Source organism: Kribbella sp. NPDC051587, assembly GCF_044453945.1.
Lineage (GTDB): Bacteria > Actinomycetota > Actinomycetes > Propionibacteriales > Kribbellaceae > Kribbella.
This window is the reverse complement of the sequence record NZ_JBITDE010000008.1, coordinates 222,173-238,811: the sequence shown is the minus strand read 5'-3', so window position 1 is coordinate 238,811 and position 16,639 is coordinate 222,173. Positions and strand designations below refer to the sequence as shown.

At 67.8% G+C, this 16,639-nt stretch carries 14 protein-coding genes, 1 pseudogene and 1 riboswitch; of the genes and pseudogenes, 11 read left to right on the top strand and 4 right to left on the bottom strand.

Going from position 1 to position 16,639, the window contains the following annotated elements:
* Positions 1-311: 311 nt before the first annotated feature.
* The gene (locus ACIA49_RS27580) at positions 312-902 is read left to right on the top strand and encodes a hypothetical protein (RefSeq protein WP_396380223.1); all 591 of its coding nucleotides are present in this window, start codon (positions 312-314) and stop codon (positions 900-902) included.
* A 257-nt stretch (positions 903-1,159) separates the two neighbouring features.
* Entirely contained in the window at positions 1,160-1,642 is a 483-nt protein-coding gene (locus tag ACIA49_RS27575) for an SUKH-3 domain-containing protein (RefSeq protein WP_396380222.1), read from the top strand.
* Between the two features lie 57 nt (positions 1,643-1,699).
* Here the strand turns inward: ACIA49_RS27575 and ACIA49_RS27570 are convergent, their stop codons facing one another.
* Both ACIA49_RS27570 and ACIA49_RS27565 read right to left on the bottom strand, forming a co-directional pair.
* On the bottom strand, positions 1,700-2,983 hold the full coding sequence (locus tag ACIA49_RS27570) for a class I SAM-dependent methyltransferase (protein WP_396380221.1): 1,284 nt from the start codon (positions 2,981-2,983) through the stop codon (positions 1,700-1,702).
* Complete coding sequence (locus tag ACIA49_RS27565) at positions 2,980-4,359, bottom strand: FAD-binding oxidoreductase (RefSeq protein WP_396380220.1); 1,380 nt, start codon at positions 4,357-4,359, stop codon at positions 2,980-2,982. Before ACIA49_RS27565 ends, ACIA49_RS27570 begins: the two co-directional genes overlap by 4 nt.
* Positions 4,360-4,437: 78 nt before the next feature.
* Between ACIA49_RS27565 and ACIA49_RS27560 the strand changes: the two genes are divergently transcribed.
* Genes ACIA49_RS27560 through ACIA49_RS27550 form a run of 3 tightly spaced genes read left to right on the top strand, consistent with a single transcriptional unit; the run spans position 4,438 to position 6,702 of the window.
* A complete protein-coding gene (locus ACIA49_RS27560) occupies positions 4,438-5,343 on the top strand; it encodes a 2-hydroxyacid dehydrogenase (protein ID WP_396380219.1) in 906 nt (301 codons plus the stop codon).
* A gap of 10 nt (positions 5,344-5,353) precedes the next feature.
* Positions 5,354-6,433 (top strand): WD40/YVTN/BNR-like repeat-containing protein, encoded by a 1,080-nt coding sequence (locus ACIA49_RS27555; protein ID WP_396380218.1) that lies wholly within the window; start codon positions 5,354-5,356, stop codon positions 6,431-6,433.
* A complete protein-coding gene (locus ACIA49_RS27550; protein WP_396380217.1) occupies positions 6,430-6,702 on the top strand; it encodes a MoaD/ThiS family protein in 273 nt (90 codons plus the stop codon). Before ACIA49_RS27555 ends, ACIA49_RS27550 begins: the two co-directional genes overlap by 4 nt.
* A 127-nt stretch (positions 6,703-6,829) precedes the next feature.
* Here ACIA49_RS27550 and ACIA49_RS27545 read toward each other — a convergent pair whose 3' ends face one another.
* Complete coding sequence (locus ACIA49_RS27545) at positions 6,830-7,741, bottom strand: 5-aminoimidazole-4-carboxamide ribonucleotide transformylase (protein ID WP_396380216.1); 912 nt, start codon at positions 7,739-7,741, stop codon at positions 6,830-6,832.
* A gap of 17 nt (positions 7,742-7,758) precedes the next feature.
* Positions 7,759-7,838, bottom strand: a riboswitch (ZMP/ZTP riboswitch).
* A 61-nt stretch (positions 7,839-7,899) separates the two neighbouring features.
* Between ACIA49_RS27545 and ACIA49_RS27540 the strand changes: the two genes are divergently transcribed.
* Positions 7,900-8,889, top strand: coding sequence for a hypothetical protein (locus tag ACIA49_RS27540; RefSeq protein ID WP_396380215.1), 990 nt, complete (start codon positions 7,900-7,902; stop codon positions 8,887-8,889).
* Here ACIA49_RS27540 and ACIA49_RS27535 read toward each other — a convergent pair.
* Positions 8,886-9,605: a class I SAM-dependent methyltransferase gene (locus ACIA49_RS27535; RefSeq protein ID WP_396380214.1), complete on the bottom strand. Its 720-nt coding sequence runs from the start codon at positions 9,603-9,605 to the stop codon at positions 8,886-8,888. The two genes, ACIA49_RS27540 and ACIA49_RS27535, sit on opposite strands and share 4 nt — an antisense overlap.
* A gap of 55 nt (positions 9,606-9,660) precedes the next feature.
* Between ACIA49_RS27535 and ilvD the strand changes: the two genes are divergently transcribed.
* The 5 genes and pseudogenes from ilvD to ACIA49_RS27510 all read left to right on the top strand — a co-directional run bounded on the left by ilvD (position 9,661) and on the right by ACIA49_RS27510 (position 16,633).
* Positions 9,661-11,328, top strand: coding sequence for a dihydroxy-acid dehydratase (gene ilvD, locus ACIA49_RS27530; protein WP_396380213.1), 1,668 nt, complete (start codon positions 9,661-9,663; stop codon positions 11,326-11,328).
* Positions 11,329-11,881: 553 nt separating this feature from the next.
* Positions 11,882-13,630, top strand: a complete 1,749-nt coding sequence (locus ACIA49_RS27525) for an acetolactate synthase large subunit (protein WP_396380212.1) — start codon at positions 11,882-11,884, stop codon at positions 13,628-13,630.
* Positions 13,630-14,133, top strand: a pseudogene (gene ilvN, locus ACIA49_RS27520) (acetolactate synthase small subunit); the annotation flags it as partial. The gene ACIA49_RS27525 and the pseudogene ilvN, both read left to right, overlap by 1 nt.
* A 175-nt stretch (positions 14,134-14,308) precedes the next feature.
* On the top strand, positions 14,309-15,328 hold the full coding sequence (gene ilvC, locus ACIA49_RS27515; RefSeq protein ID WP_396380309.1) for a ketol-acid reductoisomerase: 1,020 nt from the start codon (positions 14,309-14,311) through the stop codon (positions 15,326-15,328).
* 117 nt (positions 15,329-15,445) lie between these two features.
* Positions 15,446-16,633 (top strand): serine protease, encoded by a 1,188-nt coding sequence (locus ACIA49_RS27510; protein ID WP_396380211.1) that lies wholly within the window; start codon positions 15,446-15,448, stop codon positions 16,631-16,633.
* Positions 16,634-16,639: the final 6 nt, after the last annotated feature.

Below are 16,639 nucleotides of genomic sequence, written 5' to 3'. Positions count from 1 at the left end.
GGTCCTGGTCTTGAGTGCCCCGCAATGCGTGACGGTGCGTGGGACCGTCTGAGCATGAATGGAATTGCTGAGATGTCTTGGAGTTCGCTGCTATCGCCGTCAGGCCCGCATCACAGTAGACCGCGGCGGGAATATCGCCTACTTCTGGCGGCTTGGCGATGGATCGCATAACTATAATCAGGTGATCCCCCTTGGAGATAGCTCTTTGGAGATAGCTCTTTGGTTTTCGGGGACTGTAGCGTAGGGGATCGATGTATAGTGCGCCGATTGCAGGCTCCAACCCTCCGGGTAGCGATTGAGAATCGTTGAATATGGATGAGTTTGTTCTCGCGGGGTTGCTGGCGGAGGTGGGACTTCGCTTTGTTGGGTGGATTGACCCGGCTACCCCTCTGATTCCTCCCCGACTGGCTACCTTTGCCGGAAGCAGTTCGTCGGAAGACGACGCATATGGGGATGCGGTTGCCTTGGATGACCCGGAGTTGCGAGCTAAGGCGAACGCGACCTGGTATCAATTGGCGAGCCGTGCACGACTTTTCGATTCGGTTGACAAGCGATTCCTGACCGCAATCAAATCCGATGATGAAGGTCGTGGGCTGTGGTGGGCTGTGGTCGAGTTGCGGGATGTCTGGGATATTGTGGGCGCCGGTGCCGCATCGCAACTCTTTGGTTACCGGGAGAATCGTCCAGCGTTTGTGATGATTTCGGTCGATGGCAATGTCGTCCTGCGGTGCGACGTAGGAGAGGTTTCGATCGACTTCAGCGTTGTTCCTGACGCTCGTCGTGCACCTACGCTTCTCAGGCGAGCTCGGCGAATTGTCGAAACGGCCAGTGGTGATGACGGTACTCGCTCTGCAGCCGAGCGATGGCTTGGTGTGGTCGAGCAGGAAGCGTCGGCGACTTGAATCGTCTAGCTATTGGCCAGCGCCGCCCGAGTTGATATAGGCCTCTGGCTGGTGGGTGAAGAATTTCGGCTCGATGACGACGGCGTTGCTGAATTCATCGAGTGGTTATCAGCATCTGATTTTCAGGAGCACTGTGGCGATTCTAGTTCTCTGAGGTGTTGTAAGATGCCTGCCTCGGTCGCGTGTTCTTGTGTTCGGGGTCGACTCGGGGATCGTAGGTGGCTGTGGTGACTGATGGGTCAAGGTTTTCTGCCCGCGTGTTCGATGAGTTGGTTGGCGCTGGATGGCGTCAGGATCGTTCGATCGATATCTCGGCGTGGGTGGCCGAGCTTGATGCGCAGGGGTACCGAGTCAGTGAGGTTGCCGCGCAGGCTCTGAGCTCGTTCGGCGGACTCTCGGTGGGGCCGGCGGTGATTGAGGGGCCGAACTTCTCGAACGATGAGCCGCTGACGGTTGATCCGGTTTTGGCAGGATCGGGTCACCGGGCGCTCGCCGAGGAGTTGGAGCGGGAGCTGGGTGGCAACTGGTATCCGTTTGGCGAATGGCTCAGCTACTCGAGTGTGTTCGTGCGTGATGAGGGTTGGGTGGTGGCGACCGGAGTGGGATGGATCTGGGAGCTGGGCAGGGGTGTTGACGATGCGATTGAGTTCGCTGTGATGGCGTCGCATCCTCTCGAATGCCTGAAGGTCCTTGCTCCGGGCGCGAAGCCTTGGCCCCCATCAGCCAGGTACAGCAACTGACAGCCTCTCGCTTTCTGCTCCGGCTGCCGTGCCGGAGCAGAAAGCGAGGCCGTTCTACTAGCTGAGCCAGGTGGGGCGGAGGGGGAAGTGGGCGTTGGCGCCGTCTAGTTTTACGGCTAGGAATTGGTGGAGTTGGGTGTTGTTGCGTTCGAAGCCGACGCGGCAGGCCGCTAGGTAGAGGCCCCAGATTTTGGCTGTGGCGGGGCCGACCTCGGCCACCGCGTCGTCCCAGTGGGCTTGGAGGTTTTCGGACCAGGCGCCCAAGGTGAGTGCGTAGTGTTCGCGGAGGTTTTCGGAGTGCCGGACTTCGAAGCCGGCGTCCTGGGCTTCGGCGATGATGCGGCCGGAGCCGATGAGCTCGCCGTCGGGAAAGATGTAGCGGTCGATGAAGGCGCCGGTGGAGCGGAAGCGGTTGTCGGGGCGGGTGATGGAGTGGTTGAGGAGGCGGCCGCCGGGCTTGAGGCGGTCCAGGAGGAAGCCGAAGTAGGAGGGATAGTTGCGGACGCCGATGTGTTCGGTGAGGCCGATGGAGCTGATGGCGTCGAAGTCGCGTTCGGGGACGTCGCGGTAGTCGAGGAAGCGGACTTCGGCGAGGTCTTCGAGGCCTTCGCGTTTGATGGCCTCGTTGGCCCAGTGGGCTTGTTCGGCGGACAGCGTGACGCCTAGGGCCTGTACGCCGTACTCGCGGGCGGCGTGGCGGACCATGCCGCCCCAGCCGCAGCCGACGTCGAGCAACCGCATGCCAGGACGCAGATCCAATTTCCGCGCGACCAGGTCGTATTTCTCGTACTGCGCTTCCTCCAGCGATGCATCCGCAGTGGGATAAACGGCGCAGGTGTAGGTCATCGAGGGGCCGAGGATCCACTCGTAGAACGTGTTGGAGACGTCGTAGTGGTGGTGGATGGCGGCCTTGTCACGCAGCCTGGAGTGGCGAAGACCCTCGAAGGTACGGCGCCACTTGGGGAGGTGTTCCTGGGGTGGGGGCGGGGGCGGCTTCAGGTGGGACCAGCCGAGGCCGCGGACGATGCGGAGGGCTTCGGCGGGGGTGGGGCGTTCGAAGTGGACCTGATTGAGCATCATCCGCATGAACTCGTACGGGTTCGCCGGGTGGATGCCGGTGATCTCGAGGTCGCCCATGACGTAGGCGCGGACGAGGCCGAGGTCGCCGGGGGCTGTGAGTACGTAGGACAGGCCGCGTTCGGTCGCCAGATGCATGTGGATGGGCGAGTCCACCGGGCCGGTGGCGCTGCCGTCGTACGCCGTGAAGCGGAACGGGAGGCCGTCCGGGGTCACGGTTGTGAGGGCGTCTGCGATGGATACCTGGGTTGCGAGCGTCGTCATCGGCGCGTCACCGCCTTTTCGTAGAGCCCGGTGAGCCGGGCGTCCGGGTCGTAGCGTTGTTTCACCTCAGTCAGGGCCGGGACGTTGTAGAGCCGGTCGAAGGTGTCTCTGTCGTAGTAGGCGTCGGAGTAGAGCGACTTGTGGCCGCCGAAGCGGGCGACCGCGTCCTCGATCGCGCGGTTCACGTCGCCGTCCTCGGCATCGGGAGCGATCGGGACGGTGCCCCAGAATCCGACGTTCACGTAGGTCTCGCCAGGTGCGAGCGGGTACAGCGGCCACGCAGCGGACCCACGCAGGCGGAGCGGGCACAGCCACACCGGCCGCATCCCGACCTCGGCATCGAACCAGCGCAGGAACGCGGCCAACGAAGCCGCTGGGATCTCGACATCCTGTACGACGCGCTCGCGCGGCGGCTGACCGCGACGGGCGCTGATCCGGGCCGCGACGTGATGACGGTTCTCGAAGCCGACGAGCTTGTGGAACACGTCGCTGCGACGCCACCGGCGCGGCCAGAACCGCCGTACCCAAGGGTTCTGGGCACCGAAGGCGGCCGAGCACCAGAACCAGTCGGTGTCCCAGCGCCACAGGTAGTCGTGCGCGGTGAGGACGTCGGTCTGCCGGTGCTGGATGGAGCGGTAGTAGATCTGCTGGCCGGTGTAGTCACTCGTCGGGGCCACCGCGTCGCTGTTGCGGCCGAGCGTCAGATAAGCCTCGGAAGGACTGAACGCGACCCCGTCGACGAAGTGCACCGGTTCGCCGTCGTAGGTGCCGCTAGCAACGATCTCCGCGATCGCGCCGGCCAGCTCGTCCAGGCCGACCCGCACATGGCGCAGGGCGACGTACGGCGAGATGCGGTCGAGGGAGATCCGCAACCGGGTGGCGTACCCGAGCGTGCCGTAAGAGTTCGGGAACATCCGGAACAGATCGGCATGCTCACCGGAAGGCCGTGCGGTCACCACGTCACCAGCGCCGGTCAGGATGTCCATCTCGAGCACCGACTCGTGCGGGAGCCCGGCGCGGAACGACGAGGACTCGATCCCGAGCCCTGTCACGGCTCCGCCCAGCGTGATCGTCTTGAGTTGCGGGACCACCATCGGCGTGAGCCCGTGCGGCAGGGTCGCCGCGACCAGGTCCTCATACGTGCACATGCCCTGTACGTCGGCCGTCCGCGCAACCGGGTCGACATTGATCACGCCGGTCAGCCCGGACACGTCCAGCCCCGGTCGCTCCACCGCCGTACGGGGGCGGAACAGGTTCGAACTCTTCTTCGCCAGCCGGACCGGTTCGCCCACGGGGATGCGCTGGTACGACGCCCGCAGCCGCCCTACCGCCTGATCGTGATCGAGCGTGGCGGCCGCTTCCGATGTCGAAGGCACCTAATCAGAGTACGACGGTGATTCGGAGGGCGCATGGGACTTCTGTCACGGCCGGTGGGCCGGGGTAGGTTCGGACCCATGGGTGATGTGGTGAAGGCGTCGTTGCCGTGGGCGGATCCGGAGCGGGTGCTGCGTGGGGTGCCTGAGGGGGTGGCGGCGCAGGCTGATGGGGCTGAGTTCTATGTGCCCGAGTACATGGGCACGGTGGACTTCCCTGCGGTGTTCGCGACGATGCCGGCCTTGAAGGTGGTGCAGTTGCAGACCGCCGGGTTCGAGGGGGTGCTGCCGCATCTGCCGGAGGGCGTCACCTTGTGCAACGCGCGGGGTGTGCACGACGCGTCGACGGCCGAACTGGCGGTCGGGCTGATCCTGGCGTCGTACCGGCGGATCCCGCGCGCGGTGCGCAACCAGGACCTTGGGGTGTGGCCCGGTGACAACTACGGCGAGATGGATGACTCGCTGGCGGACCGGACCGTGCTGATCGTCGGGTACGGGTCGATCGGTGAGGCGCTGGAACGGCGGCTGGCCGGGTTCGAGTGTGAGGTGGTTCGGGTCGCGCGGCGACCCCGTGAGGGCGTGCACCCGGTGAGCGAGCTCCCGGACCTGCTGCCGCGCGCGGATGTCGTCGTACTGCTGACTCCGGCGACTGACGAGACGCGTGGCATGGTCGACGCGAAGTTCCTCAGCCAGCTGAAGGACGGTGCGCTGCTGGTGAACGTGGCCCGCGGAGTCATCGTCAACACCGAGGCGCTCATCGCCGAGCTCGCGACGGGCCGCATCTCCGCGGCGCTCGACGTCACCGACCCCGAGCCGTTGCCGTCGGGGCATCCGCTGTGGTCTGCTCCGAATGTGCTGATCAACCCGCATCGTGGGGGTGCCTCGACGGCGTTCGAGCCGCGGGTCGCCCGGTTGGTGCGGGCGCAGCTGGAGCGCTACGTGCGCGGCGAAGCACTCGTCAATGTGGTGGCCGGGCCGCCACGGTAGGAGGACAAGGATGTCCGAGGCGGTACTGCTGATCGGGACCAAGAAGGGGCTCTGGATCGGCCGCAGCGACGCTGCGCGCCGGGAGTGGCGGCTCGACGGGCCCGCGTTCGAGATGCAGGGCGTGTACGCCGTGGGCATCGACATTCGCGGTGAACGGCCGCGGCTGTTCGTGGGTGGGACGAGCGAACACTGGGGGCCGGCGGTCTTCCACTCCGACGACCTCGGTGCGACCTGGGACGAACCGCCGGAGGGCGCGATCGGGTTCCCCGAGGGGACGGATGCGTCGCTGGAGCGGGTGTGGCAGATCCAGCCGGGCGTCGAGCCTGGTGTCGTGTACGCCGGGAGCCAGCCGTCGGCGTTGTGGAAGTCGACCGACGGGGGAGTGAGGTTCGAGCTTGTCCGCGGGCTGTGGGACCACCCGCATCGTGAGCAGTGGGGTGCGGGCTTCGGCGGTCAGGCTGTCCACACGGTGCTGCCGCATCCGACCGACCCCGCGCGGATGAGCGTCGCGATGTCGACCGGCGGGGTCTATCAGACGACCGACGGCGGTACGACGTGGTCGCCGGCCAATCACGGGATCAAGGCGTACTTCCTGCCCGACCCGGATCCGGAGTTCGGTCAGTGTGTCCACAAGCTCGCGGGGCACCCCGCCGTACCGGAGCGGCTGTTCGCGCAGAACCATCACGGGGTCTACCGGTCCGACGACGGTGGTCAGATCTGGAAGTCGATCGCGGACGGACTGCCGTCGGACTTCGGCTTCCCGATCGCCGTGCACCCGCACGAACCCGACACCGTGTACGTGTTCCCGCTGGTTGCTGACGGCAACCGAATTCCTCCCGACGCCACCTGCCGCGTCTACCGCTCGCGCGACGCGGGTGCAACCTGGGAGCCGTTGGCCAACGGCCTGCCCGACGTCTCCTACGTCCCCGTCCTGCGCGACGCGCTGACCACCGACACCGCCGACCCGGCCGGCGTGTACGTCGGCACCCGCGACGGCTGCGTCTACGCCAGCGCCGACGCGGGCGACACCTGGACCGAGGTCGCTCGCCACCTCCCCGACGTACTCACCCTGCGGGCCGCGGTCCTGTGATCACCCTCGACCTCCCACCCGTACTGCGCCCGTTCGCGGCCGGCGCCGAGCGCGTCACCGTCGACCCCGGCCCGGACCCAACAGTCCGCAGCGTCCTCACCGCCCTCGACGCCCCACTGCGCCGCCGCCTCATCGACGAGCAAGGCGCCGTCCGGCGGCACGTCAACCTCTTCCTCGGCCAGGACAACGTCCGCGACCTAGCCGGCCCCGACACCCCCCTCACCGACGGCGACCACCTCCTGATCCTCCCCAGCGTCGCCGGCGGCTGAGCCGCGCGGAGGCGGACCGCCCCCACTCATCAAGTGCCTCTGACGGGGAGTTCTCGCCTGCTGCGTGAGCGTGCGGGACCAGGTGCCGGGAAGGTTAGTGAGTGGTGGCGGTCCGCAGTGGAACGTGTCAGTGGCGGAAGAGGCGGACTCCCGTGGGAGACCAGGTGATGCTGGCTGCACGGCAGGCGGCGGCGATTTCGTCGGAGCGGATGGAGTTGGCGGGTTCGGCGATGTGGGCTACGCCGAAGTGGGCCGCTTCTTCCACGTTGTCGGGGAAGGGGAGGGCGCCGTCGGAGACCATGGAGACGCCGGTCAAGGGCTCGGTTGAGTGGCGGGACTGCCAGGAGGCGGCTTTGAGGCCGGCTAGGTGGGTGCAGTCGACGCGGGATTGTTGACCGGCGCCGATGCCGATGGCCATGCCGTCCTTCAAGAGGGCGACGGTGTTGGACTGGGCGTAGCGGACGACGATCAGGCCGAGCAGGAGGTCGTCGGCAGCCGCCGATGGGACCTCTGGGCTCAGGAGGTCTCGAGTCAGCGGGAGGTCGTCGCGGTGCTGAGTCAGCCGGAGACCGTAAAGCTCGCGCACCTCCTCAAACGGCGGCTCGAAGGCAGGGTCCGCTTCCAGGACCAGATACGTGCCGCGCTTCTTCGCGGCCAGGATCTCCACCACACCGGGCTCGAAGCCCGGCGCGATGATCCCGTCGCTCACGACACGACGCAGCACCCCAGCCAGTTCAAGATCCACCGGGTGCGAGACCGCGACGAAATCGCCGTACGACGACTTGGGGTCGGCGTCGCGGGCGCGGCGGTACGCGTCGGCGACCGACGTACCGAGGGCGGCGCCGGCGGGGGAGACGTGCTTGTACGACGCCGCTGCCGGCACCCCGAAAGCGGCAGCGGCTTCGCGGACGAGTTGCCAGCCGGTCAGGGCGTCGAGAACGTTGAGGTACGACGGGTTTCCGGCGACGACCGTGAACGGAGCGCGGGCTCCGATCACGGCGAGCGTGGCGGGCTGGTGGGGGTTCATTCCGTAGCGCATGAGGGGCCTCCAGAAGCTGGAGGCGCCCAGGCGGTCGACGCCACGTAGTCGGCCGCTCCCCGGTGGTGACCCACCCGCGCCAGTCGCGGTAGGTCAAGCTTATTGCAGGAACGTGCAATTGGGGTCCAGAGCCGCCGGAACGGTCTTACCATCCGCGAATGGGGATCTTCTCGCGGAAGGCGGCGCCGGGCGTCGACGTGTCCGGCCTGACGCTGGACCAGGCCTGGCTCGACGCTGACCTCGACGCGGCGTACGCGGCGGTACGGCGGGGAGATCTGTCCACCGGACTGGCGTTGCTCAAGGTCACGCCGGCCAACACGAACCTGCGGTCGATCCGCGCCACCGGCCTCGCCAAGGCGGCGGTGGGGCGGAGCGAACAGTTGGAGCTGCGGCTGGAGGCCTACCCGAAGGATCCGGATCTGCTGCTCTGGTACGGGCAGACGCTGGTCTTCGAGGCGTGGGCGGTGCGGACCGCGCAGCGGGCCAAGGACGTGTCGGCGCAGCGGTTCACGATGTTCCACGACATTCTCCGTACGGCGGCCGAGGTGTTGCAGGGCGCGATCGTCTCGGCGGCCGACGACGCGGTCCCGTGGGAGGTGCTGCAGTGGGCGGCCTTGGGACTGCAAGCGGAGTTGGAGGACAAGGCGGAGATCTTTCACGCCGCTCTCGTCCGTCACCCAGGCAGCTACGCAGCGCACACCGGTCGGGTTCAGGTGCTGGCGAAGAAGTGGTCCGGTCTCGAGTTGGCTGAGCTGATCGAGTTCGGCGACGGTGTCGTCGAGCGGGCGCGGCCGGGCAGCGTGCTGTGCACGATCGCGGCCAACGTGTTCAACGAGGTCTGGCTCGAGATCGCTTCCGACAAGGAGCGGACGAAAGTCGAGCGAATGAAGCGCTACGCGAGCGGCGTCACCGCTCGGCGACCGCAGTTGCTCGCCGCCCGCGGCAAGTGGTGGAACGACGGCCGTACGCCGGACCCCGCGGACGTCTCGGCCAACGGGGCGATGGCGTTCGCGCTCAAGTGGGCGAGTGCGAAGCGGGAGGCGATGGAGCACGCCACCCGCACCGAGGGCCGGATCGAGAGTGTCCCGTGGGGTTACGTCGGCGGCCTGACGGGTTTCGCCGACGCCCTCACGAGGCAGATGGACTAGGCCTTCTCGGCGCGGAAGACCATCAGGCGGGAGTCCGGCTCGAACGGCTGCTCGTGCCAGCCGGCATACACATTGACGGTGAACCCGGCCTCCTCCAGCGCCTTCGAGATCTCCTCGACCGACCGGAAGAACAGCTCGCTGCGATAGACGTCGTCGCGGCCGTCGTCGTACAGGTTGTGTGCGTCGAAGACGACGCGCCCGTCGTCACTGACCTCGATGAGGTCGAGCCATTCGGTGAGGTGCCCGATCGGGGTGTCGCGATCCCCGTACGTCGCTTCGCGGGTCCACGACTCCCACGCCCGGGCCGCGGGGTTCCGCGACTCGAAGACCAGTACGCCGCCCTTGCGGAGCGCGCCCGCGATCGCGGCGAACGTCGGGGCGAGTGACGGGATGTGCATCAGCGTGTTCCCGGTGCAGAACACGACATCGACATCGCCGGTCGGCTCGATCACGCCGGCGTCACCGTCGATCCAGGTGACGGACGACGGCGTACGGCGGGCGTAGTTGAGCATCGTCGGGCTCGGATCGATGCCGATCACCTCGCGCCCCTCCACCGCCAGTGCGCGCGCGAGCAGCCCGGTACCGCAGCCGAGATCGATGATCTTCGCGGCCTTCAGCGAGTCGGCCACCGCATGGAAGTAGCCCGTGTCGTCGCCGGGAGGGTTGTCGAGGTCGTACAGCTCGACCAGTTGCTCGTCACCGTAAGGATCATCCACCCGGCGAACGCTAGAGAGGCCAAAGCGTGGGCGCAAAGTGTTTACAGTGGGGCCCATGGTTGATGTGAAGCCCCGCAGCCGCACTGTCACCGATGGACTGGAAGCTACCGCGAGCCGAGGGATGCTCCGAGCGGTCGGCATGGGGGACGACGACTGGGTGAAGCCACAGGTCGGGGTCGCGTCGAGCTGGAACGAGATCACCCCGTGCAACCTCTCGCTGGACCGGCTCGCGAAGGCGGTCAAGGAGGGCGTGCACGCGGCCGGTGGGTACCCGCTGGAGTTCGGCACGATCAGCGTCTCCGACGGCATCTCGATGGGCCATGTCGGCATGCACTACTCACTCGTCAGCCGCGAGATCATCGCCGACTCGGTCGAGACCGTGATGGAGGCCGAGCGTCTCGACGGCTCGGTCCTGCTGGCCGGCTGCGACAAATCCTTGCCCGGCATGCTGATGGCCGCGGCCCGGCTCGACCTGGCGTCCGTCTTCCTGTACGCCGGTTCGATCATGCCTGGCCGTTTGGGCGACAAGGACGTGACGATCATCGACGCCTTCGAGGCGGTCGGTGCGTGTGTTCGCGGGCTGATCACTCGCGAGGAGGTCGACGCGGTCGAGCGGGCGATCTGCCCGGGTGAAGGTGCGTGCGGTGGTATGTACACCGCCAACACGATGGCCGCATCCGCCGAGGCTCTCGGGATGTCGCTGCCCGGATCGGCCGCGCCGCCCGCGGTGGATCGCCGGCGTGACGGGTACGCGCGCAAGTCCGGCGAGGCCGTGGTCGGCCTTCTGCAGAAGGGGATCACGGCCCGGCAGATCCTCACCAAGGAAGCCTTCGAGAACGCGATCGCCGTCGTGATGGCGCTCGGTGGCTCGACCAACGCCGTACTGCACCTGCTCGCGATCGCGCGCGAGGCCGAGGTCGAGCTGACCCTGGCCGACTTCAACCGGGTCGGCGAGAAGGTCCCGCACCTGGGTGACCTGAAGCCGTTCGGCCGCTATGTGATGACGGACGTCGACCGCGTCGGCGGGATCCCGGTGATCATGCGGGCGCTGCTCGACGCGGGTCTCCTGCACGGCGACTGCCTCACCGTGACCGGCAGGACGATGGCGGAGAACCTCGCCGACATCGCGCCGCCGGACGTCGACGGGGCGATCATCCGCGCGCTGGACAAGCCGATCCACCCGACCGGCGGGATCACGATCCTGCACGGCTCGCTCGCGCCCGAAGGTGCGGTCGTGAAGAGCGCCGGGTTCGACTCCGACGTGTTCGAGGGTACGGCGCGCGTCTTCGACGGCGAGCGGGCCGCGATGGACGCCGTACCGGAACTGAACCCGGGCGACGTCGTCGTGATCCGCTACGAAGGCCCGAAGGGCGGGCCGGGGATGCGCGAGATGCTCGCGGTCACCGGCGCGATCAAGGGCGCCGGCCTCGGCAAGGACGTGCTGCTGCTCACCGACGGCCGGTTCTCCGGCGGTACGACGGGGTTGTGCGTCGGCCATGTCGCGCCCGAAGCCGTCGACGGCGGGCCGATCGCGTTCGTCCGCGACGGCGACCGGATCACCCTCGACGTCGCCAACCGCACGCTCGAACTCCACGTCGACGCCGACGAACTGACCCGCCGTACCGAAGGCTGGTCGCCCCAGCAGCCCGCGATCACCAAGGGCGTCCTCGGCAAGTACGTCCGCCTGGTCGGTTCGGCCTCCCAGGGCGCCACCTGCGGCTGACCGAACCCCGCCCCGCACCGCCCTGCCACCGCTCCGCCCCGCTCCCGCCCTGCCACCGCTCCGCCCCGCTCCCGCCCTGCCACCGCTCCGCCCCGCTCCCGCCCTGCCACCGCTCCCGCCCTGCCCGCCCCACGGCAATTTGAGGGGATAACCCTTCAAAGTGCCCCTTCTCTGCTCGTTATTTCAGGGGAGAAGGGACCATTTCAGGGGATATCCGTTCACATGCGCCGCGCCGAGGGCCGGGCGGCGAGGTGCCAGGGGATGGGACGGACGTCTCGGATGGTGGGATGGACCGGGGCTGAACTTGACCTGGGGGTTGTCGGCGGGCGAATAATGCCTACATGCGATCGATTCTCCTCGTACTTGTGCGGCGCGCCGACTGACGCGACCTCCGAGTCGAGCGCGCCCCTTCAGCCAACCCGGCGGAAGGGGTTTTTTGTTGCCAGGGCGACTATCTGAGACCCAGTAGCGCCCGGACAGCGGCCACGAGCGAGGATGGATCGGTCGCGAAAAGCAAGGCCAATCAACGTGACTGGATTGAGGGAAGGCACTCATGAGTGAGCAGCTGACCGGGGCACAGGCTCTGATCCGCGCACTGGAACATGCCGGAGTGGACACCGTCTTCGGCATCCCGGGCGGGGCGATCCTCCCGGCGTACGACCCGATGCTCGACTCGACCCAGATCCGCCACATCCTGGTACGTCACGAGCAGGGCGCCGGCCACGCCGCGCAGGGGTACGCCGCCGCGTCGGGCAAGGTGGGGGTCTGTATGGCGACCTCCGGCCCGGGCGCGACCAACCTGGTCACGCCGATCGCCGACGCCTACATGGACTCGGTCCCGCTGGTCGCGATCACCGGTCAGGTGGCCAGTGCCGCGATCGGGACGGACGCTTTCCAGGAGGCCGACATCCGCGGCATCACGATGCCGATCACCAAGCACAACTTCCTGGTCAACGACCCGAACGACATCGCGACCACGATCGCCGAGGCGTTCCACATCGCCTCCACCGGCCGGCCCGGTCCGGTCCTGGTGGACGTGACCAAGGACGCGATGCAGGCCAAGGTCGACTTCCAGTGGCCGACCGAGCTGTCGCTGCCCGGGTACCGCCCGGTCACCCGCCCGCACCCCAAGCAGGTGCGTGAGGCGGCGCGGCTGATCGTCGCCGCCGAGAAGCCGGTCCTGTACGTCGGTGGCGGGGTGATCCGCGCGCAGGCGGAGGTGGAGCTGAAGGAGCTCGCCGAGCTGCTCGGCATCCCGGTCGTCACCACGCTGATGGCCCGCGGCGCACTGCCCGACACCCACGAGCTGCACTTCGGCATGCCGGGTATGCACGGTTCGGTCTCCGCGGTCGGCGCTCTGCAGCGTTCCGATCTGCTGATCACGCTGGGCGCGCGCTTCGACGACCGGGTGACCGGCAAGCTGGACTCGTTCGCGCCTGAGGCGAAGGTCATCCACGCCGACATCGACCCGGCCGAGATCGGCAAGAACCGCGCCGCCGACGTGCCGATCGTGGGCGACTGCAAGGAGGTCATCACCGACCTGCTCGCCGCCCTGCGGACCGAGATCGCGAACAGTGGCCGGACCCCGTCGTACGACACCTGGCGCAACCAGCTGGTGTCGGTGCGGGAGAAGTACCCGCTCGGGTACGACGAGCCTGAGGACGGCAGCCTGTCCCCGCAGTACGTGATCCAGCGGATCGGCCAGATCGCCGGCCCGGACACGATCTACACCGCGGGTGTCGGGCAGCACCAGATGTGGTCCGCGCACTACCTGCCGTTCGAGAAGCCGCGGCACTGGCTGAACTCCGGCGGCCTCGGCACCATGGGCTACTCGGTGCCGGCCGCGATGGGCGCCAAGGTGGCCCGGCCGGACAAGACCGTGTGGGCGATCGACGGTGACGGCTGCTTCCAGATGACCAACCAGGAGCTGGTCACCTGTGCGCTCGAGGGCATCCCGATCAAGGTTGCCGTGATCAACAACCAGTCGCTGGGCATGGTCCGGCAGTGGCAGACGCTGTTCTACGACAAGCGGTACTCCAACACCGACCTGCACTCGAACCGGATCCCGGACTTCGCCAAGCTGGCCGAGGCGATGGGCGGGGTCGGGCTGCGCTGCTCCGACAAGGCGTCGGTGGACGCAACCATCGACAAGGCGATGTCGGTGACCGACCAGCCGGTAGTCGTCGACTTCGTCGTGCACCGCGACGCGATGGTCTGGCCGATGGTCGCCGCCGGCGTCAGCAACGACGAGATCCGGATCGCGCGTGACATGGCGCCCAAGTGGGACACGGAGGAGCTGTGATGTCGAAGCACACGTTGAGCATCCTGGTCGAGAACAAGCATGGTGTGCTGGCCCGGGTGGCGGCGCTGATCTCGCGGCGGGGCTTCAACATCGACTCCCTCGCGGTCGGCCCGACCGAGCACCCGGAGGTGTCCCGGATGACCATCGCGGTCAGCGTGGACGAGCAGCCTTTGGAGCAGATCACCAAGCAGCTGAACAAGCTGGTGAACGTGATCAAGATCGTCGAACTCGAGCCCACGCAGACGGTTCAGCGCGAACTGCTGCTGGTGAAGGTGAAGGCCGACACCCTGACCAGGGGACAGGTGCTGGAGACCGTCCAGCTGTTCCGTGCGAAGGTGGTGGACGTGGCACCGGACGCGATCACGATCGAGGCGACCGGCAATCCCGAGAAACTCGAGGCCATGCTCCGGGTGCTGGAACCCTTCGGCGTCCGCGAGCTGGTGCAGTCCGGCATGGTGGCGATCGGACGGGGCAGCCGCTCCATCTCCGACCGCACGCTCCGGCCGGTCCCGGTGCCCCCGCCGCACGTGCAGTCGGGAACCCCGACGATCCAGGCCCAGCCCCCCGAACGTCATCACCCGGTGCCGGCGCCGCCGCCGGGCCGCCCCGTGGCTCCGGCCCGACACGGCTGACGCCGTACCAACCATCAAGAGGAGAACGCTCCAAGTGGCAGCAGAAATGTTCTACGACGACAACGCCGACCTGTCGGTGATCCAGGGCAAGAGCGTGGCCGTGCTCGGCTACGGCTCGCAGGGCCACGCGCACGCGCTCTCGCTGCGTGACTCCGGCGTCGACGTCCGCGTCGGCCTGCTCGAGGGCTCGAAGAGCCGCGCCAAGGCCGAGGCCGAGGGCCTGCGCGTCGTCACCCCGGCCGAGGCCGTCGAAGAGGCCAACGTCATCGTCGTCCTGGCGCCGGACCCCGCGCAGCGCAAGCTGTACGCCGAGGCGATCGAGCCGAACCTGGCCGACGGCGACGCGCTCGTCTTCGGGCACGGCTTCAACATCCGCTTCGGCTACATCAAGCCCCCGGCCGGTGTCGACGTCTTCATGGTCGCTCCGAAGGGCCCCGGACACCTGGTCCGGCGCGAGTACACCGAGGGCCGTGGCGTCCCGGTGCTCGTCGCGGTCGAGCAGGACGCCTCCGGCAAGGCCTGGGACCTGGCGCTGTCGTACGCCAAGGGCATCGGCGGCCTGCGCGCCGGCGGTATCAAGACCACCTTCACCGAGGAGACCGAGACCGACCTGTTCGGTGAGCAGGCCGTCCTGTGTGGTGGCGTCTCCGCGCTGATCCAGGCCGGGTTCGAGACGCTGACCGAGGCCGGCTACCAGCCGGAGGTCGCGTACTTCGAGTGCCTGCACGAGCTCAAGCTGATCGTCGACCTGATCTACGAAGGCGGCATCGCCAAGCAGCGCTGGTCGGTCTCCGACACCGCCGAGTACGGCGACTACGTCTCCGGCCCGCGGATCATCGACGCGTCGGTGAAGGCGCGGATGAAGGATGTCCTCAACGACATCACCGACGGCACCTTCGCGGCCCGCTTCATCGCCGACCAGGACGCCGGTGCGCCGGAGTTCGCGGAGTTCCGCAAGAAGAGCCAGGAGCACCCGATCGAGGCCGTGGGCAAGGAACTGCGCGGCCTGATGGCGTGGGTCAAGTCGCACGACGACGACTACGTCGAGGGCTCGGCCGCCCGCTGACCCGGTAGTCACGAGGGCCCGGAACCGTTCAGGTGGATGGTTCCGGGCCCTCGCCCGTCCGAACTGGCACAATCGGCAGCGATCGGTTCCGGTGCGTGACGAGGAGGCAATGCGGTGGTGCACGACGGCAGGCCGGGGCCGAGGCCGCCCCGACGGGTGCCCGCCGGCGCGCCGCCGCTGACCCAGTTACAACCCCCGGTACGACGTACTCCGCCGCCCCAGCGCCGTCCCTGGCTCTACGGCCGCTTCCTGGCCGGCCTGATGGCGTTCCTGCTCGTCGTTGCCGGTGGTGCCACCGCGGGCTGGTTCATCCGCCAGGACCGGACGTCGATCGACTCGGTCAAGGTGCTGGCCGCTGCCGGGTCGAGCGTGGTCCGGGTCCTCTCGACCGCCTGTGCCGGGACCCGTGAAGGCACCGGCGTGTACGTCGGCGACGGACTCGTGCTGACCGCGGACATCGCCGTACGGGAGCCGTTGGCTGCTGCGGTCGTCACCCGCGACGGGGTGATCCGCCGCGCGAACGTGCTGGGGACCGGACCGGACGGCGTCGCCGTACTGCAGGTGGTCGGCCAACTGCAGGTGCCGGCCCTCCAGATCGCCACCCACGAACCGGATGCGGAGGCCGGCCGCGCGCTGCTCGGCTACACCGCCTCCGGCAACCTGACCGGGCAGACCGTCGGCTCGATCCATCGTCCACGCCCGCTCGGCGAGGTGATGAACGCCGCGAAGCTCGGCGGGCCGGTGTTCGACAAGTCCAACCAGGTGATCGGGATGGTGACCGGCGACAGCCTCGCGGCCAGCCGGATCGTTCCGGCCGCCACGCTGCGACCGCTCGCCGTCCGGAACGCGGCCAGCGTGACCCCGAACTCCGGTGGCACCTGCACGGAGTCGCGCGGTCCGCAGAGTGCGATGACACCGGTGCTGCAGGTCGCCGCGACGCCGCTGGCATTGCAGGCCCAGCGCACGCTGACCAACTACCTGACCTTGCAGAACCGGCACGATTTCGCCGGGGTCCGGAAGTACTACACACCGCGGCTGGCCAAGGCACTCCCGATGGACACGGACCGGCGGGCGCACCTGACGACGTACTTCTTCGGTGCGGTCATCACCGAGATCACGCAGTCCGCCGGTGGGGTGAACGTCCGGATCAACTACGTGACGTTGTTCTCGTCGGATGCGCACGGTGCCGAGGGGAAGAACTGCAACCGGCTGGATCAGCGCTACCGGTTGCTGCCGTCGGGAAACGCGCTGCTGGTCGACGGGTCTTCCCAGGTGACATCGCCGGTGCCCTGCGATTCCCTCTGAGGTACG